General features: G+C 62.8%; 16 protein-coding genes. 10 read left to right on the forward strand and 6 right to left on the reverse strand.

All coding sequences use genetic code 11. The features are described 5' to 3' along the window. The first annotated feature begins 16 nt into the window (after positions 1–16). A complete protein-coding gene (locus AC0IYS_RS15490) occupies positions 17–589 on the forward strand; it encodes a 3-keto-disaccharide hydrolase (RefSeq protein ID WP_471705977.1) in 573 nt (190 codons plus the stop codon). Here the strand turns inward: AC0IYS_RS15490 and AC0IYS_RS15495 are convergent. Next, entirely contained in the window at positions 586–1914 is a 1329-nt protein-coding gene (locus AC0IYS_RS15495; RefSeq protein WP_471705978.1) for a TolB-like translocation protein, read from the reverse strand. The genes AC0IYS_RS15490 and AC0IYS_RS15495 overlap by 4 nt on opposite strands. Positions 1915–2039: 125 nt before the next feature. Between AC0IYS_RS15495 and AC0IYS_RS15500 the strand changes: the two genes are divergently transcribed. Next, positions 2040–3701 carry a rhamnogalacturonan acetylesterase gene (locus AC0IYS_RS15500; RefSeq protein WP_471705979.1) on the forward strand — a complete coding sequence of 554 codons (1662 nt, stop codon included), beginning with the start codon at positions 2040–2042 and terminating at the stop codon, positions 3699–3701. A 19-nt stretch (positions 3702–3720) separates the two neighbouring features. Beyond that, positions 3721–5082: a glycoside hydrolase family 88/105 protein gene (locus tag AC0IYS_RS15505; RefSeq protein WP_471705980.1), complete on the forward strand. Its 1362-nt coding sequence runs from the start codon at positions 3721–3723 to the stop codon at positions 5080–5082. A gap of 50 nt (positions 5083–5132) precedes the next feature. Here AC0IYS_RS15505 and AC0IYS_RS15510 read toward each other — a convergent pair whose 3' ends face one another. From AC0IYS_RS15510 to AC0IYS_RS15520, 3 genes are all read right to left on the reverse strand, one after another. After that, positions 5133–6104: a glycoside hydrolase family 43 protein gene (locus AC0IYS_RS15510; RefSeq protein ID WP_471705981.1), complete on the reverse strand. Its 972-nt coding sequence runs from the start codon at positions 6102–6104 to the stop codon at positions 5133–5135. 1 nt (position 6105) lies between these two features. Next, a complete protein-coding gene (locus AC0IYS_RS15515; protein WP_471705982.1) occupies positions 6106–7362 on the reverse strand; it encodes a rhamnogalacturonan acetylesterase in 1257 nt (418 codons plus the stop codon). A 131-nt stretch (positions 7363–7493) separates the two neighbouring features. Continuing rightward, entirely contained in the window at positions 7494–8717 is a 1224-nt protein-coding gene (locus tag AC0IYS_RS15520; protein WP_471705983.1) for a DUF4861 family protein, read from the reverse strand. Between the two features lie 337 nt (positions 8718–9054). Here AC0IYS_RS15520 and AC0IYS_RS15525 point away from each other — a divergent pair, with 337 nt between their 5' ends. The 3 genes from AC0IYS_RS15525 to AC0IYS_RS15535 are packed head-to-tail and all read left to right on the forward strand — an operon-like array spanning position 9055 to position 13300. Further along, entirely contained in the window at positions 9055–11541 is a 2487-nt protein-coding gene (locus tag AC0IYS_RS15525) for a cellulose binding domain-containing protein (RefSeq protein WP_471705984.1), read from the forward strand. A gap of 15 nt (positions 11542–11556) precedes the next feature. After that, a complete protein-coding gene (locus tag AC0IYS_RS15530) occupies positions 11557–12159 on the forward strand; it encodes a PEP-CTERM sorting domain-containing protein (RefSeq protein WP_471705985.1) in 603 nt (200 codons plus the stop codon). A 22-nt stretch (positions 12160–12181) separates the two neighbouring features. After that, positions 12182–13300 carry a glycoside hydrolase family 5 protein gene (locus AC0IYS_RS15535; protein ID WP_471705986.1) on the forward strand — a complete coding sequence of 373 codons (1119 nt, stop codon included), beginning with the start codon at positions 12182–12184 and terminating at the stop codon, positions 13298–13300. A gap of 143 nt (positions 13301–13443) precedes the next feature. Here AC0IYS_RS15535 and AC0IYS_RS15540 read toward each other — a convergent pair whose 3' ends face one another. Further along, complete coding sequence (locus tag AC0IYS_RS15540; protein ID WP_471705987.1) at positions 13444–15813, reverse strand: acyl-CoA dehydrogenase; 2370 nt, start codon at positions 15811–15813, stop codon at positions 13444–13446. Positions 15814–15914: 101 nt separating this feature from the next. Beyond that, positions 15915–17684, reverse strand: coding sequence for a YfgM family protein (locus AC0IYS_RS15545; protein ID WP_471705988.1), 1770 nt, complete (start codon positions 17682–17684; stop codon positions 15915–15917). 232 nt (positions 17685–17916) lie between these two features. Here AC0IYS_RS15545 and AC0IYS_RS15550 point away from each other — a divergent pair, with 232 nt between their 5' ends. The 4 genes from AC0IYS_RS15550 to AC0IYS_RS15565 are packed head-to-tail and all read left to right on the forward strand — an operon-like array spanning position 17917 to position 20925. Then, complete coding sequence (locus AC0IYS_RS15550) at positions 17917–18552, forward strand: Pvc16 family protein (protein WP_471705989.1); 636 nt, start codon at positions 17917–17919, stop codon at positions 18550–18552. A gap of 13 nt (positions 18553–18565) precedes the next feature. Next, positions 18566–19996 (forward strand): phage tail sheath family protein, encoded by a 1431-nt coding sequence (locus tag AC0IYS_RS15555; RefSeq protein ID WP_471705990.1) that lies wholly within the window; start codon positions 18566–18568, stop codon positions 19994–19996. Between the two features lie 40 nt (positions 19997–20036). Then, entirely contained in the window at positions 20037–20474 is a 438-nt protein-coding gene (locus AC0IYS_RS15560; protein WP_471705991.1) for a phage tail protein, read from the forward strand. A 13-nt stretch (positions 20475–20487) separates the two neighbouring features. Next, positions 20488–20925, forward strand: a complete 438-nt coding sequence (locus AC0IYS_RS15565; protein WP_471705992.1) for a phage tail protein — start codon at positions 20488–20490, stop codon at positions 20923–20925. The last annotated feature ends 10 nt before the right edge of the window (positions 20926–20935 follow it).

The raw sequence follows: 20935 nt of genomic DNA on the forward strand, positions 1-20935 counted from the left end.
CCACGCGGCGGGCGCGGTGGATTTGTTCAACGGCCGGGATTTCAGTGGTTGGGAGTTGAAGACGTCGCCTGCCGCCGGCATCGACAGCGTGTTTCGCATGCTGCCGGGCGGTGTGGTCGCTTCGCTTGGTCAGCCTTCGGGTTTTCTGGCCACGTTGGATAGCTACCGTAACTACAAGCTGCATGTGGAGTGGCGCTGGAGCGGCAAGCCCGGTAATGGCGGCATCCTGCTGCATATCAGCGACGGTCCGATGGATCGTGTGTGGCCGCTCAGTCTTCAGGTGCAGACCAAACGCGGGAACGCCGGCGATTTGCTGCCGATGGCCGGCGCCAGTTTTGCCGAGCCGCTGACATCCCCCAAAGGCACCGAACCGCGTATCAAGGCGCACACGGCGCCCGACAGCGAGCTGGCGGCCGGGGAGTGGAATGTCTGCGATATCGTCAGCCGCGATGGCAGGGTTGATGTCACAATCAATGGCGTTGTTCAGAACAGCGTTACCCGGAGCGAGCCGGCGTCGGGGCGTATCGGTTTTCAGCTGGAGGGCGCGCCGTATGAGTTGCGCCGTGTGGAGCTGGTGGAGTTGTATTAGCGTTTTAACCACGCCTCTGGTACCGGCACGATGCATATGTTCATGCTGCGGCCATCCTCGGATAGCATTGCCGATTGAATCTGGATTCGCGTACCGTCGGCGTTGAAGGTCGGATGGGGATGGTCGGCCGCCGTGGTTTTGTGCCCGGTCGTCAGCATCACCATCTCGCGCGTCTTGCGGTCGATCAGGTAGACGCTGCGGCTGAAATCATCACCGACAGCCCAGCGTCCATCCGCCGACCCATGCACGTGCCACAAGCCGCTGCCGGACTGCGTTTGGCCCGCGATCGTCATCTCGCGGGTGCGCAGGTTGACGATTGCCAGCCCGCTCGGCTTCTCCCGGGTGCCGGTGATGCCCCAGCCCTCGTCCTGGCCGGGATTCGCGCCCTGAACCCCGGTCGCCGGCGCGCCAACGCCGCCGCCACCCTCGACGATGGGCCGGTGCCCCATGATCGCCATCGCCACTTCATCCTTCGAGATCACCGCTTCGTGCGTCACCCACTCATACGGTGCTTCTGGATACAGCGGGCGCAGGCCGGTGCCGTCGGCCTTCACCGTCCAGGTGCGTTGCGGCGACTTGCCGCCGGTCTCCCAGCAAAAGACGATCTCGCCCGGATTCCACAGGTTCGCCTGGATGTGGCCGATCTGGAATGGCACGGAGATCACATGTTTGACTTCGCCGGTGCGCACATTCATGCGCGAGATTCCGTTCGGGCCGGCGCCCATGTTGCGCGGGCCGAAGGCCTTCTCGATCTTCACCCCCGGCGCCAGGTGCTTTGCCGCCTCGTTGGGGCCAGTGCGGAAGTAGGCCCATTCCTCGTCCGCGTCCAGCGCCATGTCGCCACCCGCCTCCAGTTCCGGCGCGGTGGTGCCGCAGATGCGCTGGTAGGCGTCGGCGGATTTGAGCTTGCCGGCCTTGCTGTCTGCCAGCAGCGCCGCCAGATCCACTTCGACGAACTGCAGGCGTTTGGCATCGGCGTCCTTGCGCATGAAGTACAGCTTCATCGACTTGCGCGCCAGGTTAAGCATGCCGACATACCCGCCCTCCGTCACCTGTACCAGGTCGCCGGTTTCCTCGTTGACGGCCATGGCCTCGCCCTTTACTCGGGCGGAGCGGAACACCAGCCACTTGCCGTCCGAAGTCCATTGCGGATGCGTGGGATAGATCTTCGAGTCGCCGTTCGGTGTACTGGTCAGGAAGGTCAGCATGGTGCCGGTGACCGGGTCCTTGACCACCTTGCGCTCGGAAGGAAAACGCTTGCCGATCTGCGCGTGCGCGCTACTGGAGAGGATCAGGGCTGCGCAAATCAGGATCTTGATAATCATCGATAGCTCAAAACAGGTTGAAAGGTTACGATTGTCTGCTCATACCCACACGGACATTGCTCATTTTTCTGATTCTTTAAGCTCGAAGTACGAGCCTCGAAAAATCCTCGCATAGAATTGGCGCCATGACCAGATACCTTGCTTTGATCCTTAAATTGTGCTGCGCCGCAGCAGTCGCGGCCTCCTCGGTGGCGTCGGCGCAGACCCCGCCGCCGGCCGTCAACACCGATCCGCGCAACGCGCAGGTGGTGCTGCCGGAGCCGGCGAATCCGAATCTGCCTTCGCTGGTACTAATCGGCGATTCGACGGTCCGCAACGGCAAGGACGAGGGCCAGGGTAAAGGCGCGGCCGGCCAGTGGGGATGGGGTAATCCGCTCGCGACGATGTTCGACCCCGCCAAAATCAATGTGGTCAACCGCGCCATCGGTGGCCTGAGCAGCCGCACCTATCTGACCACCAGACACTGGCAGCGCAGCCTCGCCTTCGTCAAGGCGGGTGACGTGGTGCTGATCCAGTTCGGCCACAACGACGCCGGCCCGCTCAACGATAACGTTCGCGCGCGCGGCACCATCAAGGGTATCGGCGACGAGGCGGAGGAAATCGATAATCTGATGACCGGGGAGCGCGAAGTGGTGCACAGCTACGGCTGGTATCTGCGCACCTTCATTGCCGACATCAAGGCGCGCGGCGCCACTGCCGTTATCTGCTCGCCTATACCGCGTAAAAGCTGGGGAGAGGATGGCAAGATACGGCGCAGCAAGAACGAATACGCCGGCTGGGCCGAGCAGGTGGCGCGCCAGCAGAAGGTCGGCTTCATCGACCTGAATGGCATCGTCGCCCGCCAGTACGACACGATGGGCCGCGACGAGGTGATGAAGATGTTCCCGGTAGTGACGCCGGACGAGCAAACCCACACCAACCTGGCGGGTGCCGAGTTGAACGCCCGCGCCGTGGTCGCCGGCCTCAAGGCCTTGCGCACGCCAGTCGTCATGGGGGCCCTTAACGCGGCCGGCCAAGCCGTTCCCGCCACCGAGGATGACCGGCCGGTGGTCGACGCCAGCAAGGTCGCCGGGGAGAAGCCGCGCGATCCGTCGCTGCCGAGTCTCTTCCTGGTCGGCGATTCGACCGTCAAAGGCGGTGGCGCGAATGGCGCGATCGGCTGGGGCGAGCGTCTCGCGCCTCACTTTGATACAGCCAGGATCAATGTCGTCAACCACGCGATCGGCGGCCGCAGCAGCCGCACCTTCTTCACCGAGGGGCGCTGGGACAAGGTGTTAGCGCAGTTGAAGGCGGGGGACTTCGTCGCGATCCAGTTCGGCCACAACGACGGCGCCCGCATTGGCGACCCCGCCGGTAAAAATCGCGGTTCGGCACCCGGCACCGGGCCGGAGACGGTCGAGGACACGCGGCCGGATGGCAGCAAGGAACAAGTCCACACCTTCGGCTGGTACATGGCGCGCTACGTCGCCGACGCCAAAGCCAAAGGCGCCACCGTGATCCTGCTGTCGCCTGTGCCGCACCGCGACGTGTGGGAGCAGGGCCGCGACTTCGCAAACTATGCGCAGTGGGACGAAGAAGTGGCGCGCAAAAGTGGCGCGCTGTTTGCCGACCTGACAATGGTGGTCGGCGAAGCGTACCGCAAGGCCGGCGCCGGTGCCGTCAACGGTTACTTTTCCGACGCTCGCACCCACACCAATGAAGCCGGCGCGCAGTTCAATGCCGCGCGCGTCGTCGATGCCTTCCAAACCTTGCCAGGCAATCCGCTGGCGGTTTACCTAAAACACTAACAACAACGAGACACATCATATGAAAGTTAAGCTTTTGCTGAAAAAGACCGCCATCGCCGCCATGCTGCTCCCGCTGGCATGCCAGGCCTGGGCCGACACCAAGCCGGCCAACGATATGACGGCGCCGCTGCATTTGATGAAGGCCGACTATCCCACCCCATACGGCAATCCGTCGATCGAGGATGTCAACAAGGTGCTGAACCGGGTGTTTACGTATCTGGATGCCGCCACGCCTGCGCAGGCGATCAACGCCAAGACCAAAAAAGAAATCACCAATTTCAGCCAGATGGACGACGACACCGTTTTGGCGCCGGGCGATTTCCGCCTGACCAGCTACGAATGGGGCGTGACGTACGCCGGTATGCTGGCGGCCGGCGGCGCGACGGGCGAAAAGCGTTACAAGGAGTATGTGGACAAGCGTTTGACGCTGCTCGCCAATATGGCGCCGGCCACGCTGCTTCGCATGAAATCCAACCCGCAAAGCAAGTCGCCGGTGCGCGGCATGCTGGAGCCGCACGCGTTGGATGACATCGGCGCGGTGTGCGCGGCCATCGTCAAGGCCAAGCAGGAGGGTTTGCAGGCCGACGTCAAGCCGCTGCTCGATAGCTGCATCACCTTTATCCGCACCAAGGAGCATCGCCTGAAGGACGGCACCCTGGGCCGCGTGCGTCCGCAGGTCGATACGCTGTGGCTGGACGATCTGTTCATGGCGGTGCCGGCGCTCGCGCAGCTGGGCAAGCTGACCGGCGACGCGAGTTACTACGACGATGCGGTCAAACAGGTGGAGCAGTTCTCGAAGCGGATGTTCAATGAGCAGAAGGGCATTTACATGCATGGCTGGGTGCAGGGTATGGAGGTGCATCCGGAGTTCCATTGGGCCCGCGCGAATGGCTGGGCGGTGATGACGCTGGTGGAGCTGCTCGATGTGCTGCCGAAGAGCCATCCAGGATATCCGATGGTGCTGAAGCAGCTGCGCGCGCACGTCAAGGGATTGGCGTCGTATCAGGATGGCACGGGCTTATGGCACCAGCTGCTGGACCGGAACGACACGTACCTGGAGACCTCGGCGACCGCGATCTATGCGTATTCGATGGCGCGGGCGATTAACAAGGGCTATATCGACAAGATGGCGTATGCGCCGGCTGTCATGCTGGCCTGGAACGCTGTGGCGACCAAGGTCAATGCGAAGGGACAGGTGGAAGGGGTTTGTGTTGGGACGGGGATGGGATTCGATCCGGCGTTCTATGCTTATCGCCCGGTGAACGTCTATGCGGCGCATGGATATGGCCCGGTGCTGCTGGCAGGCGCCGAAGTCATCACGATGCTGAAGACGCACAAGTTCGAGATCAACGATAGTTCGTTGCAGTTGTTGGCGAAGTAAGGCAAGGGTCGGGGGCCTGTGACGGCTCCCGGTCGGCGGATTACGCTTCGCTAATCCGCCCTACGTGTTTCAGAACTGATCTTCAGCTTCCTGACTAATTCCTCAGGGACAGCGATCACGGTGCCATGGCGCAGCCGCAGCGGCGTGCCCTCATCGGGGAATCGCATCTTCTCCGTGACGTCCTCCCACTTCACCATGTCGCGCGAGCGCAGGGCGCCATAGTGCTTGGTGGTGTAGGCGTCGTAGTAGAGTATCACGTCCTGGCCGATCTGCAGCGCGGTTGGACCTTCCACCCACAAGCCCGGCGGTGTGATCGGCGCACTCAGTTTGCCGAACGGCCCATGCAAGTCCGGCGCCGACGCTATCTGCAGATACTTCTTCGGCGGGTTGCGCGTTTCATCCTTGACCATCAGGTAGTTCTTGCCGTTGGCGCGCACGAAGCTGGCGTCGATCACGCTGAAGCCCGGATCGTAATACAGCTTCGTCGGGGCGTAGGTGACAAAGTCGCGCGTGGTCGTGTAGTACATCCGGTGATTGTATTTTTCTTCCGATGATCCCTCGGTGGCGGGGAATCGCCCGGGTATTGTCGACGCCCAGAAAATCAGGAACTCGCCGCGCTTGTCGTCGTAGACGATCTCCGGCGCCCAGGCGTTCAGCGAGCCCGGTTCGTGCGCCATCACCGGCACCTGCTGTTGCGGCGACCAGTTGACCAGGTCCCTGGACGAGGCATAGCCGATGTTGTTCTCATTCCAGCCCGACGTCCAGACCATGTGATAGGTGCCGTCCGGGCCGCGCACGATGCAGGGATCGCGCATCAATTTGGAATTGCCGACCTTCGGCGTCAGAAAGCTGCGGCCGCCGCCCAATTTATCCCATTTGTAGCCGTCGGCGCTGCCGGCGAAATGCAGGCCGTCCTCGCCGTTGCCGGTGAAGTAGGCGAAGACGTAGGCGTCGGCCGCCTGCGACGCGAAGCTGGCCATCGCCAGCGTAAAGCCAACGGCCAGCCGCCGCGTGATGTTCATGTTATTGGTTTGCCTCGTCGCCCAGCGGGCGTTCGTTGGTGAAGTTTGGACTGGCCGGGACCGCGACCGAGGCCACTGGATCGGGATGAGAGGGATCGAAATTGCCGTAGCCGTCGGCGATGAATGCGGCGACGGCCAAGCCGCTCTGGCGCATGCCGGTCAGCACGGCCTGCGCCAGTTCGTAAGCGCCGTAGTTATTGTGGTGCGTGTTGTCGGTGCGGCCCGGCTCCGGCTCGGCGAAGGCTTGCTTCGACAGCTCCGGACCGAGCGCCTCGTAGAACGGTTTGCTCATCGCATTGAGATCGATGAAGGCGACACCCAGCTCCTTCGCGGCGTCGCGCGCGGCGTCGGCATAGTCCCGCAATGACGGTACAACCTTGCCGGCGGCGTCGAAGTTACGGCGTTCCATCGACGACACGATGACCGGAACGCCGCCGTGGGCGCGAATGGCGTCGACGTGGGCGCGTATTTCGTCTTTGTAGGTGGTGAAAGGCCCGCCCTTGTTTTCCTTGATTTGCTTCTGGTCGTTGTGACCGAACTGCATCAGGACCGTGTCGCCCGGCCGCATGGCGCTGACGACCTTGTCCAGCCGGCGGCGCGCCAGCGAATCGCGGTAGGTCTCGCCGGATTCGGCATGGTTGGCGACCGCGATGCCAGGCTTGAGGAAACGCGGCAGCATTTGTCCCCAACTGCTATACGGCTCGCCCGGCTGGTCGCAAACGGTGGAGTCGCCCAGCAGGAACAGCGTCGGTGTTTTGACGGGGACGATCTCGATGGCGCCGATGGCAGGCTTCGGGCCATTGATTTCCAACGTCAGGCGTTTGTCCCAGTTCCAGGCCTCCTGCACCGTCTCGCGTGGGGCCTTCAGCTTGACGCTGCCGGCGGCGACGCCATCGCCGCCGGGTATGCGGGGCGTGCGGACGTTGACCGTGAAAGTGCGTTTGAGCGCGGCTCCCGGTGCCGTCGACACGTTTTCGAGCATCAGCCGGCGCAGTTCCGATTTGACCGTGGTATTGGAAGCGGAGTCGCCGCCGGCGAAGGTGACGGTGACGTTGTAATTCCCTTCGGGCAGATCGACGGAAAAGAAGAAGGGCTTGTCGGCGACAAGATGCCCGGCGCCGGCCGTCGCATTGCGGACCACGGCGCCCGGCTCGAAACCGAAGCCGCGCTTTTCGTCGTAGTCCATGCCCGGTTGTACCGCGATATAGCCGGCAGGCGGTTTGCCACCGCCGAAAGCGAGCCGCCAGGTGTCTCTCACCGCAGCTGATTGGGCATGGCCGGAGGCGGCCAACGCCAGAATAGAAAACCCTGCCAGCAACCACGCCGAGGAGAGACGGCTTGTCACTGGCAGGGAAGGAGTGCCCGGTTTGAACTGCATTGCTTATCTGGTTATTTGCTTGCGCCCAGCGAGACGCTGACCGGCGCGCGCACACGTGCGGCATGCGCGGAAACGTACTTTTGCCAGTCCTCGCTGGTCGCGAAATCGCCGCCACGGGTCCAGCCCGAGCCCACGTAGTAGCGCAGCGGCTGACCGGAGACGACCTTGGCCAGCATCAGCGTATTGAGCTTGTCTTCGGCATAGCCCTTTTCATCGGCGGTCGGCACGATGATGGCGGTGCCGAAGGCGCCGTTCGATTTCTGCTCGACCCACTGCAGCATCGCGCGGTCGGCCGGCATGGTCGACGGCTTGACAACGGCTTCCTGGCCTTTGTCGGCCGGCGTCTTGTTCAGGCCCACGGCGGCGGTGAGCTGCTGCGGACCGGCGAAGGTGAAGGTACTTTCGATCTGGTCGAAGTAGTGGCCCGCGTCGACCGTGAAGCGCTTGACCTCGGAAACCTTGGTGCCGGCGGCGTCCCATGCGTCGTAGTGCAATTCGAAGATGGCGCGTACCGGGCCGTTGGCGATGACTTTCCATCTGGCGTAGTTCACGCTGGTGAACAGGTTGCTGCCGTCCCAAATGCCGGTGCCGCCCGCGCCGCGCGATTTGCCGACGTTGTACATGTCCATGCCTTCGCCTTCATCATGGTGATAATGGTCGTGGCCCTTGTTGTACCAGCGGTCGACGATCGGATAGGCGACGCGCTTGTGCCAGATATCCATGCCGCTGGTGACCAGCACTTCCTTGCCGCTGCCTTCGGGCGCGGGCGCCGCCAGCGCGGGGCCGTAGGTGCGGTGCGCAACCTTGTCGTTCTCCCAGGCGAAATCGTCCAGTCGTTCCTGGATGTAGCGGGCCGAGACCTTGCTGGGGAAGGGCGGCGCCATCGCCTCGATCTTCTCCACGGTGAAGGTGGCCTTCTTCTCGCCGGCGGCGAAGTTATGCTGGAAAATCAGGTCGCCATAGGCGATGCCGACGTTCTTCGGGTCCTTGGCCTGGGGGGCGACGTTGGTGACCTGGTAGGGCAGCACGCGGCCGGAGGCGTCCTTCACTTCGATATGCTGTAGCAGCGCGCCTGGCAGCACGCGATTGACTTCGGTCCACGGGATGGTGATCGTCTCCGACGGACGCGCCGCATCCAGGTTGTGCGTGACGGTGACGTTCAAACGGTCGGCTGCGAAACCCGCGCCGGCGGCGGCCAGTGCGGCAGGTACGAACAGGATGTGACGAAGTTTCATGTATTTACCAGTGTTAGTGACGACGTTATGAAGCGGGTTCCGAGACTTTACCGCATCTTGCAAATTCGGCAAAGCACGAATGAAAACGTCCCGCCAACCGCCGTCGTCTCCAGCATATTTTGATTTTTCAGTTGGGATGAGTATCGATACTGCGCCTCCAGGTGTCAACGGCCCACGCGATCTAATCAAATTTATGACTGAAGCTAGTAAGAGTTCCTAAGCCAAATTTCGTTGAGCGCTCTGGTGATTTTCGTAATTGCGGACGCCTTGACGACATCGCAGAATGGCCAGACGCGCACCAGAGGCGCGATAACTATAAATCCAAGAGAGACAAAAAATGAAAACCAAGCCCGTTGTGGCGCTGCTTGCGGCAGCGTTGTCGATCCCGCTCGTCTCCGCGGCGGAAAACTACCACTGGGATTCGGTCGCCATCGGCGGCGGAGGTTTCGTCACCGGGGTTGTCCCTAGCAAGCTTGAACGCGATGTCGTCTACGTCCGCACCGACGTCGGCGGCGCCTATCGCTGGGATGCCGCCAAATCGCGCTGGGCGTCGATGACCGACTGGATAGGCCAGAGCGATGTCGGCTTGCTGGGCATCGAGTCGCTGGCGGTCGATCCGGGCAACGCGGCCAATGTCTACATGCTGGCCGGCACCAGCTATTTCAGCGGCGGCAAGACCGCCGTGCTGCGCTCGAGCGACTACGGCAAAACCTTCGCCGTCACCGACGTCAGCGCCCAGTTCAAATCCCACGGCAACGGCATGGGACGGCAGAACGGCGAGAAGCTGCAGGTCGATCCCGGCTCCGGCAATGTGCTGTACGCGGGCACTCGCCGCGACGGCTTGTTTAAAAGCGCGGACGCCGGCGCCACCTGGAGCCGCATGCCCGGCTTCGACGTCACCAGCACGCCGAACGACAATGGTGTCAGTTTCGTGCTGCTCGATCCCACCAGCGTGGACGGCGGCCTGGCGCAGCGCATGTTCGTGGGCGTGTCGCGCTTCGATTCGGCGGGCCCGAACCTGTATTTCAGCTATGACGCCGGCGAGACCTTCGTGCCGGTAGAGGGCGGGCCGACGGGCCTGATGCCGCAGCGCGCGGTGCTGTCGCCCGAAGGGCTGTTGTACATCACCTACGCCAACGGCGCCGGTCCGCATCCCGGCACCGACGAACCGATGGACAATGGCCAGGTATGGGAATACGACGCCGTCGGCGGCAACTGGACCAACATCACGCCGACCGGCTTTGCGCGTCCATTCGGCGGCATCAGCATCGACCGCAACGATCCGAAGCACCTCGTGGTTTCCACCATCAACACCTGGATGCAGCAGGGCGCCAACCAATACGGCGACCGCATTTTCACCTCCAGCGATGCCGGCCGCACCTGGACCGATGTGGTGGCGCGCGGCTTCGCGCTCGACCCCAAGGGCGCCAACTGGATCGCCGACACCTCGATCCACTGGGCCGGCTCGGTCGAAATCGACCCGTTCGACGGCAAGAAGGTGTGGGTGGTCTCCGGTAACGGCTTGTTCAAGACGAACGACATCAACGCCACCACGACCACCTGGGACTTCAACGTGGCGGGGCTGGAGGAGACCGTGCCGTTCGATTTCCAGAGCATTCCGAATGGTCCGCTGGTATCGGTGATCGGGGATTTCGATGGCTTTACGAACGCCGATCCGGCGCAATACGGCGTGCGCCACTCGCCGCAGATGGGCACTACCACAGGCCTGGCCATCGCCGCGCAGGACCCGCGCATCATGACGCGCGTCGGCAACGATATGTACTACACCACCAACAGCGGCTCCAGCTGGACCAAGTCGGCGGTGCTGAACGGCGCGAAGGGCTATCTCGCGCTGTCGGCCGACGGTTTCGCCTTGCTGCATAGTCCCGCCGATTCGGCCGTCAGCTACCGTTCGACCAACTTCGGCGCCAGCTGGGCCGCCGTCTCCGGACTCACGGCCAGCAATGCGCGCCCGGTGGCCGATCCGGTCAACCCATCCAAGTTCTACGCCTACGACAATGGCAAGCTGCTGGCCAGCGTCGATGGCGGCGCCTCGTTCGCCCTCAAAAGCACCCTGGCTTCCGGCGGCTCCAAGCTGATTCGCCCGGCGCCGGGGCGCGAGGGCGACTTGTGGGTTTGCCTGAATGGCAGCGGGCTGTCGCGCTCCACCGACTCCGGCGCCACGTTCAACAAGGTCGCCACGGTGAACCAGTGCGACGCGGTCGGTTTCGGCAAGACCGCGCCGCAGGCCAGCTATCCGACCGTCTACCTTCACGGCACGGTGGGCAGCGTGCACGGGATGATGCGCTCGACCGACGCCGGCGCCACGTGGGTGCGCGTCAACGACGCCGCCCACCAGTATGGCGGACTGGCCAACGGCGGCATGGTGACCGGCGATATGAACGTCTTCGGCCGTATCTACATGAGCACTGCTGGCCGCGGCATCGCCTACGGCACGCCGGCGACGGGCGGCGAAGTGCTGGTGACGCCGGTGACGGCCGGCCCGCCCGTGGTCACGCCGCAGCCGGTCAACGAATGCAGTTACGTGGTCACCGCGTCCTGGTCGGGTGGCTACAACGCCGCCGTGCGCATCAAGAACAACCGCTCGACCGCCGTCAACGGTTGGGCGGTGAGCTGGACTTACACCGACAACTCAAGCGTCCAGGGATTCTGGAACGCCGACGTCACCGGCACGCCGCCAACTTACACGGCCACGCCGAATCAGAGCTGGAACACCAACATCCAGCCCGGCGACACCGCCGAATTCGGGATCACGGTCAGTGGCGAGGCGATTCCCGCCGTCACCGGCGACGCTTGCAAATAATGAGAGATGAAGACGATGAAAAATATACTGATTAGCTTTTTGGCCGGCGCGATCCTGACGCTGGCATCGCCGGCCAATGCCGCCGTGGTGGACTTCGACGATGTGAGCGCGGGCGGCAAGCTGTCGACGCTCTCCAAATACAATCCATACGAAGGCCTGACCTGGACCAACAGCTGGTTCCTGGGTGATACCGCCGTCAACGGCTACAGCAACGGCGCGCATTCCGGCACGCAGTTCGTGTCCAACGGCTTCGGCGTCAATAATCTGGGCATCAGCAGCGCCACCGCATTCAATCTGGACGGCGCGTGGTTCGCCACGCCCGCCACCAACGGATCGAAGGCCACGTGGATCAATATCACCGCCTACGATGCGGCGAACCAGTTGATAGGCAGCACCGGCAACATCGCCATCAACGGCAGCTACAGCTGGGTGCCAGCCGGCTTCGCCAACGTCTCCCGGTTGACCATCACGCGCGACAAGGGCTGGTTTGTGATGGACGACCTGTCGATGTCCGCCATCGGCCCGGTACCGAGCCCCGTGCCGGAACCGGGCGGTGTGGTCCTGCTGGCGGCGGGACTGCTGATGACGGGTTTTGCAGCAAAGCGTCGTCAGTCCTAACCACGTAACCTCGAAAGGTCACATGATGAAACCCTTGTTATCGATGGTGCTATGCCTCGCGCTGGGCGCGGGGCCGGCCGCGCAGGCACAAAACTCCGGCGCGGTGCGCAACCTGACCAGCCTCCAGCTGTCGGCGCAGATGTCGCCGGGTTGGAACCTGGGTAACTCGCTGGAGGCGATCGGCGGCGAGACAGCCTGGGGCAACCCGCAAGCCAACCAGGCGCTGTTCAACGGTGTCAAGGCGGCCGGCTTCAAGAGCGTACGGATTCCGGTGTCGTGGAGCCAGTATGCGGACGCCAACTACAACATCAGCGCCAGCTGGATGGCGCGTGTGAAGCAGGTTGTCGACTACGCGCGCACGGCCGGCCTGTACGTCATCATCAACGTCCATTGGCATGGCGGCTGGATGCAGCCATCGTTCGCCCAGCAGGCGGCGGTGAACGCGCGCTTGAACAAGTTCTGGACGCAGATCGGCAATACCTTCAAGACCTACGACGACTATCTGCTGTTCGCCGGCACCAACGAAACCAATATCGAGGGCGTGTTCAGCGCCCCCACGGCGGAAAACTGCACGGTGCAAAAGGGTTTCAACCAGACCTTCGTTAATGCGGTGCGCGCCACGGGAGGCAACAACACCCAGCGCCACCTGGTGGTGCAGGGATACTTGACCAACATCGACTACACCGTCGGTTGCAACGCCACGATGCCGACCGATTCGGTGGCCAACCGCCTGATGATGGAGGTGCACTACTACGATCCGTACAACTTCACCTTGAGCGGGAGCGATAACATCTGGCAGTGGGGCGCGAGCGCCACCAATCCGGCGGCGACCGAGACCTGGGCCAACGAGTCGTTCACCGACGCGCAGTTCCAGAAGATGAAGACGAACTTCATCGACAAGGGCATACCGGTGATCCTGGGCGAATACTCGGCCAACTTTCGCAGCAATGTCGACGCGGCGGGCAAGTATCGCAAGCTGTGGAACCAGTACATCACGCAAGCGGCGTTCAAGCGCGGCGTGGTACCGATGTATTGGGATAGCGGCTTCACCGGCAACCACGCCTCTGGATTGTTCAATCGTTCGAACGGCACCCAGGCATATCCCGACGTGGTCACCGGGATCATCAACGCCGCGAAGTAACGAGGATTTGACGAACCGCTGAATCACGTAGGGCGGATTAGCGAAGCGTAATCCGCCATGCCTGTTCCGTGGACGACTCACAAATGGCGGATTACGGCGTTCCGCCTAATCCGCGCTACGTGGAGCAGTGGTTATCCCGGCGATCAGGCTTCGATTGGTGTTTCCTTAGCCGACATGCGCCAGCGCTTGTCGGCATCGGCGGCGGCGTTGAGGTCTTGCGGGAAGTCGTCCACATGCACCGACAGGTCGGTGAAGCGGGCGAAGTCCGACAGAGCACGGCGCTCCTCGGGCGTGACCAGGCCCTTGGCGGCGGCCTGCGTGACCCACTGCTCCATCTCCGGCAGGCTTTGCGGCATGCCTTCCAGTTGACCGGCACGCACCGCCGGCTTGAGGCGGTGTTCGACCGCCTCCACCTGCGGCAGCAGGCCGAACGCCAGTTCGCCGCACGCCACCGGATCGCGCAGATCGTCGGCCAGGAAGCCGTCGGCCAGCAGCCGCTCGCGGCTTGCGCCGGCGGTTTGCATGGCGTTCGCCACAGCGCTGCCCAGTTCATCGGACGGCGGCGAGTACGGCAGGCCGAATGGGAACGTCAGCAGGCGCGCCAGCATGGCGGCGGGACGGTTGGGGAAATTCTCCAGCACACCGTCCAAGGCCAACTGCGCCTTGTGCAGCGCGTCCTGCACCGACCAATGGACGTAGGGCGCGTCGGCCACCTGACGGCCGTCGTCCTCGTAGCGCTTCAGCGCGGCGCTGGCCAAATACATCTGCGACAGCGCGTCGCCAAGCCGGCCGGAGATGCGCTCGCGGCGCTTCAATTCCCCTCCCAGCACGAACATCGAAACATCGGTCATCAACGCGAACGCGGTGGACATGCGGCCGATGGCGCGGTAATAGCCAGCCATCTGCGCGGCCGCCTGCTCCGGCACCGGCGCGGTGCCGCCGCCGGTCAATCCATACCACAGGCCGCGCGCGGCGTTGGCGCAGACGAAGCGCATATGGCCGAAGAAGGCGGCGTCGAAATCGTGCAGCGCCTTGCGATGGTCGCTGTCGGCGGTGGCTTGCATCTCCTTCAGCACGTAGGGGTGCGAACGGATCGCGCCCTGGCCGAAGATGATCAGGCAGCGCGTGAGGATGTTTGCGCCTTCCACCGTGATGGCGATCGGGATCTGCTGATAAGCGCGGGCGAGGAAATTGCTCGGTCCCATGCAGATGCCTTTGCCGCCGAGGATGTCCATGCCGTCGTTGACGACGGCGCGTCCGCGCTCGGTGACGTGGTATTTGGCGATGGCCGATATCACGGCCGGCTTCTCACCCAGGTCGACGGCCAGCGCCGACAGCTTGCGCGTCGCGTCCATCATGTACAGATTACCGCCCATGCGGGCCAGCGCCTCCTGCACGCCTTCGAACTTGCCGATCGAAGTTTTGAACTGGCGGCGGATCGCGCAATAGGCGCTGGTGCCGCGCACCGCCAGCTTGGCCGTGCCGACGCTGGCCGAAGGCAGCGAAATCGCGCGCCCGGCGGCCAGGCATTCCATCAGCATGCGCCAGCCCTTGCCGATCTGGCGCGGACCGCCGATGATCCATTCCATCGGAATGAAGACGTTGTCGCCGCTGGTCGGGCCGTTCTGGAACACGGCGTTCAGCGGCCAGTGGCGGCGGCCGATCACCACGCCCGGATGGGTGGTCGGGATCAGCGCGCAGGTGATGCCGGTGCTCGATCCGGCAGGCAGCAGGCCGTCCGGATCGACCACGCGAAAGGCCAGGCCGAGCAGGGTGGCGATCGGCCCCAGGGTGATATAGCGCTTGTTCCAGGTGATGCGCAGGCCCAGCGTCTCGCGGCCTTCGAACTGGCCCATGCACACCACGCCGGTGTCGGGAATCGCGGCCGCGTCGGAGCCGGCGTAGGGACTGGTCAGCGCGAAGCAGGGAATCTCGGTGCCGGCGGCGAGGCGAGGGAGGTAGTAGTTCTTTTGTTCGTCGGTGCCGTAGTGCAGCAGCAGTTCGGCCGGGCCGAGCGAGTTCGGCACCATGACTTGCACCGCCAGCGCCGAGCAGCGCGTCGACAGCTGCATCACCACTTGCGAATGCATGTAGGCGGAGAACGCCTTGCCGCCGTATTCCTTCGGAATGATCATGCCGAGGAAACCCTTGTCGCGGGCGTATTGCCAAGCCGGCGCCGGCAAGCCCTGCCAGACTTGCGTCGCTTCCCAGTCGTCGACCAGCTCGCACAGATGGCGCACCTCGTGGTCGAGGAAGGATTGCTCCTCGGCCGTCAGGGTCGGACGCGGCAGCTTCATGAACTTGTTCCAGTCGGGACGGCCGGAGAACAGGTCGGCGTCCCACCAGGTGGTGCCGGCTTCGAGGGCATCGCGCTCGGTGTCGGACATGGCCGGCAAGATGCGCTTGAATAGCGCGAAAATATGCGGGGTGACCAGGCTGCGGCGCAGCGACGGCGTGCCGAGGATGATGGCGGGGACGCCGATCAGTATCACGAGGAAGAGAGTAAAGATCATATCGTGCTCCTTTATTATTGGAGCACCATACTGCGCGGGAAGCTAAATTACCGTGCGTTCACGCGCATAACCGTTATGAAAACCGCCATATGCGCCGTGGGTTATCGTTTGGTTGGCGGCGACGTCAGGACTTTCTCCGGGCTGCCAGTATTGACGCTTTGGTTGAACAGGTAATTCTGGGCGGCGTCCAGGCCGGCGTTGTAGCGCACCGTGGCCATGACGCTCTCGGTGTCGATGGTCCATTCCTTGAATGCCGGGGCGGTTTGCTCGCTGCGCATTTCAGCCAGAATATCGTCGCGGCTCGCGCCTGCCGCCAGCTTTTGCTGCCAGGTGGCCGCCCACGCCGCCGTTTTCGGATCGAGCGTGTTGAGCGCCAGCGTCTTCAACAAGATCTTCGCCTGCGATGAATTGCCGAGATAGGCATGCGTCAACGCCGCCGATCTGGCGAAGACGCCGACTTCGCGCGCGCTCTGCCAGGCGGTCAGTGCACCCTCCAGCGCGGTGTCGCTCAGTTCCGATCGTCCCAGCAATTCGGCGCGGAAGTAGGCGTAGGCGGCGTCCGCCGACTCCGGAGTCAGTTCGCGGGCGTTGAGCAATTGTTGCTGCGCGGCCTGGAGGTGAGCCGGCGTCGCGGTGCCCGGGTTTTGCTCGGCCAACCGCAAATTCGCCAGGCCCGACAGATAAACCGCGTCGAAATTGCCGGCGTTCTTAGCGATGGCCTGCTTCAGCCACGGCAGCGCCTCCCTCGGGTCGCCGAAAGCGATGCGTGCCCGGCTCAACGTCATCTGCGCGAACTCATTTTTCGGAAACTTGCCGGCCTCGCTGGCGATCTTGCGGAGCAACGCCTCGCCCGCCGGCTTGCCGGGACAGGCTTTGACGGCCGCATCGAGCATGACGAAATCGCTGGCCGCTTCCGGCAACGCCGTGAAGTTGACCGTGGCGGCGGGCAGGTAGGGCACGTCGACCGTTAACACTTTGACGGAGGTGCGGCGGTAGCGCCACATCTCGGTTCCCAACTGCGAGGCGTTCAGGTCGAAGGCGCTCTCGAACGCGGGCACCGGGTCCTTGCCCTGGTAGACCGAGTTCAGGTATTTGCTCAGGCGCCCGCGATTGTCGTCGGAAGCCAGCATGTAGTGCATCAATAGCCAGGACTTGGCGGCAAATTCCAGGCGAACGCCGGCGTCGCCCGCGTAGTTTTTGGCGTTGACGATTTTGTTCCCGAGCACGTCCGTGTAGTCGAGGCTATAGCGGTGGCCTTCGTCGAGGAAGTCGAGGTATTGCGCGATGTTGGGCGGCGTTTTACCGACGATCATCTGGGCGTCGGTGAAGCGCACGCTGGCGAAGTACTGCGCGAAGCCGTCGATGAACGCGGCCGGTGCGCGGATGTCGGTGTGGCGGTAAATAAAGTGGCGGGTATAGGCTTCGAAGATGTAGGAAAGGCCCTCGTTCTCGGACGTTTGGCCCAGATGGAAGCCGAAGCCCTGCACGCCGGCGGCGCAGCTGCTGTACAGGCCGATGGCGTCGGCCGGAGCCAAGGCGTCTATGCCGCTCAGGCCCTCGACCCGGTCTTGATAGTAAAACGTGAGCTTCTGCTCCGAGCCGTTGGCCTTGCGGTAAGGCTTGGTATAACTGCGCAGCAGAAAATCGAGGCGTTCGAGATTGTTGAGCAGTTCGCTCGCCGCTTCGCGCCCGGTATCGGCGTAGACAACGAAGTGCTGGCTCTCGGCGCGGAACCACGGCGACGCCTTTTTGTAGTTGGCGATGGTGACACTTTGCGTGGCTTGCGGCGCCTCGCCTTGTTGGGCGGCGGCGTGGGGCATCGGGATGATGCCGAGCGCGGCGAAGATGGCGGCGCGAAGTCGGTGGTTCATAAAGTCTCGTATAAAAATTTACCAATACGATAACACGAGTTGCTGTAGTTAATTGCAACCGTTTTTTCGCTGCCACTTTGCAAGTTGTGGCTTTATTGGCATGCCAAACGATAAAGCTTGATATTTAGGCCCGGGCTGCTAGTCTTCTGGCTGAGTTAGCGATCGTTAGCGTCGCAGGCCAGGCGGATAGGGACGCCGGGTCCACCCACAGGTCTACCTGGAGATACGTCACGTGATTCCGCACGCGCTGACCATCATCGTCAACGAGCTCAACCTTCATCTGAAGGAATACGGCCCAACGGCGACACCAATCGTCGAGCTTGGCAATATCGCCGAAGGCTTCAAGGCGGCCGCCGGCGGCGGCGGCGTCTCCCGCGACGTGCTCAATCTGCAGATCGTCAATATCAAGGAAGAGAAATCGCTCAAGAACACGCCGCACGTCATGCGCGATCTGATCAGCAACAAGGCCGTGTATGAAAACCCGCCGGTGTTTTTGAATTTTCAAATCCTCATCGCGGCCACCCACACCAGCTATACCGGCGCCTTGCTGATGCTGTCGCGCGCGATCCGTTTTTTCCAGTTCGAGAACACCTTCACCGAAACCAGCGTGGCGCCGCAATCGCTGGTGCTCAACGCGCCGGTCAACGTCATGGACCGGCTGTCGCAATTCCGGCTGATCTTCGATCTGTATTCCCCCGCCATGGAAGAAGTCAATCATCTCTGGGGCACCTTGGGCGGCAAGCAGTATCCGTTTGTGATGTATGTGATGCGTATGCTGGACCTGCGATTCCAGGGATCGCCGACCCAGACCGAACTTATTGTGGAAACCCAGTCGAATATTCTCCCGATAAGCCCCAATCCTTTCTGAAAGAGGTGTAGAGATGGCACAGGTGTACAAGACTCCCGGCGTCTATATCGAGGAAATACCGAAGTTCCCGCCGATTATCTCGGCGGTCGACACGGCCATTCCCGCCTTTATCGGCTATACCCAAAAGCTCGACGGCGCCGCGCTCAACACGCCGCTGCGCATCACCTCGATGGTCGAGTTCGAGCAGCATTTCGGCCTGCCGCAGAAGGAGAAGGAGATCGCGGTCAAGGCGACCAAGACCAAGGACCCCGCCGGCAACGTGACCGGGCAAAAGTTCACCGCCACGCTCGATCCGACCAAGCGTTCCAAGTACTTGCTGTACTACGCGATGCAGATGTTCTTCGCCAACGGCGGCGGCGCGTGCTATATCGTCTCGGTCGGCATCCACGCGGAGACCTCCGACATCAAGGAGACCGATCTGGCGGCCGGGCTGCTCGCGCTGGAGATCGTCGACGAACCGACCTTGATCGTCTTCCCGGAGGCGCAGGCGATGGGCCTCGCCGATTTCTGCACCATCAACGAGGCGGCGCTGGCGCAGTGCGCCAAGTTGAAGGACCGTTTCGTCATCATGGATGTCCACGGTGAGGATTCCCAGCCCGGGCCGGGCGACCCGCACGCCAAGATCGACACGATCGTCGGCAAGTTCAGGGACAAGCTAGGCGTCAACAACTTGAAGTATGGCGCCGCCTACGCGCCCAATCTGGACACGGTGCTCGACATGGCCTACGACGAGGCGACCACCCTGGTGGACTACTACGACACGCTGGACGCGGCGGCCACCACGCAAAAGGCGCTGGACAAGCTCCCCGAAAAGAACAGCCAGATCTACGAAAGCGCCAAGGCGGCGATCCGCGATATGCCCTGCGTGCTGCCGCCCAGTTCCACGATGGCCGGCATCTACGCCGCCGTCGACGCCTCGCGCGGCGTATGGAAGGCGCCGGCCAACGTCAGCGTGACGGCCGTCTTCAAGCCCAGTATCGAATTCACCAACGCCACCCAGGAGCTGCTCAACGACGATCCGGTGGCCGGCAAATCGGTCAACGCCATCCGCCCGTTCACCGGCAAGGGCACCCTGGTGTGGGGCGCGCGCACGCTGGCCGGCAACGACGCCGAATGGCGATACATCAATGTGCGGCGGCTGTTCATCTTCATCGAGGAGTCGTGCAACAAGGCCTGCGCCAACTTCGTCTTCGAGCCGAACGACGCCAACACCTGGGTGCGGGTGCAGGCGATGATCGAAAACTTCCTCACGGTGGTATGGCGCCAGGGCGCGCTGCAGGGCGCCAAGCCCGATCACGCCTTCTACGTGGCGGTGGGCCTGAACAAAACCATGACGGCGCAGGACCTGCTGGAGGGCCGCATGATCGTCGAAGTGGGCCTGGCGGCGGTGCGGCCGGCCGAATTCATCATCCTGCGCTTCTCGCACAAGCTGGCGCAATCCTGATCCGGGGTTTTCATCCACCGTACAAGTGAAGGAGTAGGTCATGGCACAAGAATATCCCATCCCCCGTTTCCACTTCCAGGTCGACTGGGGTGGCGCCAAGATCAGTTTCACCGAGGTGACCGGGCTGGTGATGGAGCGCGAGAAGATCGAGTACCGCCACAGCGACAGCAAGGACTTCAACAAGATCGCCATGCCGGGGATGGCCAAGAACGGCAACATCACCCTCAAGCGCGGCAAGTTCGAGGCCGATTTCGACTACAACAAGTGGATGGACGAGGTGTCCAATGAGCGCTCGGAGGGGCGGCGCGACGTCATCATCCGGCTGCTCAACGAGAAGCACCTGCCGGTGGCGGCATGGTCGGCCACGCGCTGCTTCCCGGTCAAGATCAGTGCCCCGGACCTGAAGTCGGACGCCAACGAGACCGCGATCGAGACGCTGGAAATCGCCCACGAGGGATTGAAGCTGATGAAGATCTGAGCCGGCGGCGGACATGAGCGACTACTATCCGCCGTGGAGCTTTTACTACCGGGTCGAATTCGGCGCCAGCAAGAGCAAGAACGACGTCCGTTTCCAGACGGTGTCGGGATTGAGCGTCGAATACGACATGGAGGAGTACAAGGAGGGCGGCGAGAACCGGTTCAGCCACAAGCTGCCGGGCCGCACCAAGTACGCCGACCTGGTACTCAAGCGCGGCATGCTGACCGATTCCGCGCTGATCGCCTGGTTCATGGACGCCTTCCGCGATCGGGTGTTCGAGCCGACCGATGTCAACGTCATCCTGATGAACGAGGCGGGCGATCCGCTGCGCACGTGGAAGATCGTGCAGGCGATACCGAAGAAGTGGTCCGTCAGCGATTTTAACTCGGGCGAGAACACGGTGGTCATCGAGACGATGGAGCTGTCCTACCGTTACTTCAATATCCAGTAGCCATGTACAG

It is taken from the genome of Duganella sp. AC237 (assembly GCF_979254035.1).

Bases quoted from the DNA above. Each gene is read 5' to 3' on its own strand.
- AC0IYS_RS15495 (WP_471705978.1), bottom strand. From the start codon at position 1,914: ATGATTATCAAGATCCTGATTTGCGCAGCCCTGATCCTCTCCAGTAGC.
- AC0IYS_RS15500 (WP_471705979.1), top strand. From the start codon at position 2,040: ATGACCAGATACCTTGCTTTGATCCTTAAATTGTGCTGCGCCGCAGCA.
- AC0IYS_RS15505 (WP_471705980.1), top strand. From the start codon at position 3,721: ATGAAAGTTAAGCTTTTGCTGAAAAAGACCGCCATCGCCGCCATGCTG.
- AC0IYS_RS15510 (WP_471705981.1), bottom strand. From the start codon at position 6,104: ATGAACATCACGCGGCGGCTGGCCGTTGGCTTTACGCTGGCGATGGCC.
- AC0IYS_RS15520 (WP_471705983.1), bottom strand. From the start codon at position 8,717: ATGAAACTTCGTCACATCCTGTTCGTACCTGCCGCACTGGCCGCCGCC.
- AC0IYS_RS15525 (WP_471705984.1), top strand. From the start codon at position 9,055: ATGAAAACCAAGCCCGTTGTGGCGCTGCTTGCGGCAGCGTTGTCGATC.
- AC0IYS_RS15530 (WP_471705985.1), top strand. From the start codon at position 11,557: ATGAAAAATATACTGATTAGCTTTTTGGCCGGCGCGATCCTGACGCTG.
- AC0IYS_RS15535 (WP_471705986.1), top strand. From the start codon at position 12,182: ATGATGAAACCCTTGTTATCGATGGTGCTATGCCTCGCGCTGGGCGCG.
- AC0IYS_RS15540 (WP_471705987.1), bottom strand. From the start codon at position 15,813: ATGATCTTTACTCTCTTCCTCGTGATACTGATCGGCGTCCCCGCCATC.
- AC0IYS_RS15545 (WP_471705988.1), bottom strand. From the start codon at position 17,684: ATGAACCACCGACTTCGCGCCGCCATCTTCGCCGCGCTCGGCATCATC.
- AC0IYS_RS15555 (WP_471705990.1), top strand. From the start codon at position 18,566: ATGGCACAGGTGTACAAGACTCCCGGCGTCTATATCGAGGAAATACCG.
- AC0IYS_RS15560 (WP_471705991.1), top strand. From the start codon at position 20,037: ATGGCACAAGAATATCCCATCCCCCGTTTCCACTTCCAGGTCGACTGG.
- AC0IYS_RS15565 (WP_471705992.1), top strand. From the start codon at position 20,488: ATGAGCGACTACTATCCGCCGTGGAGCTTTTACTACCGGGTCGAATTC.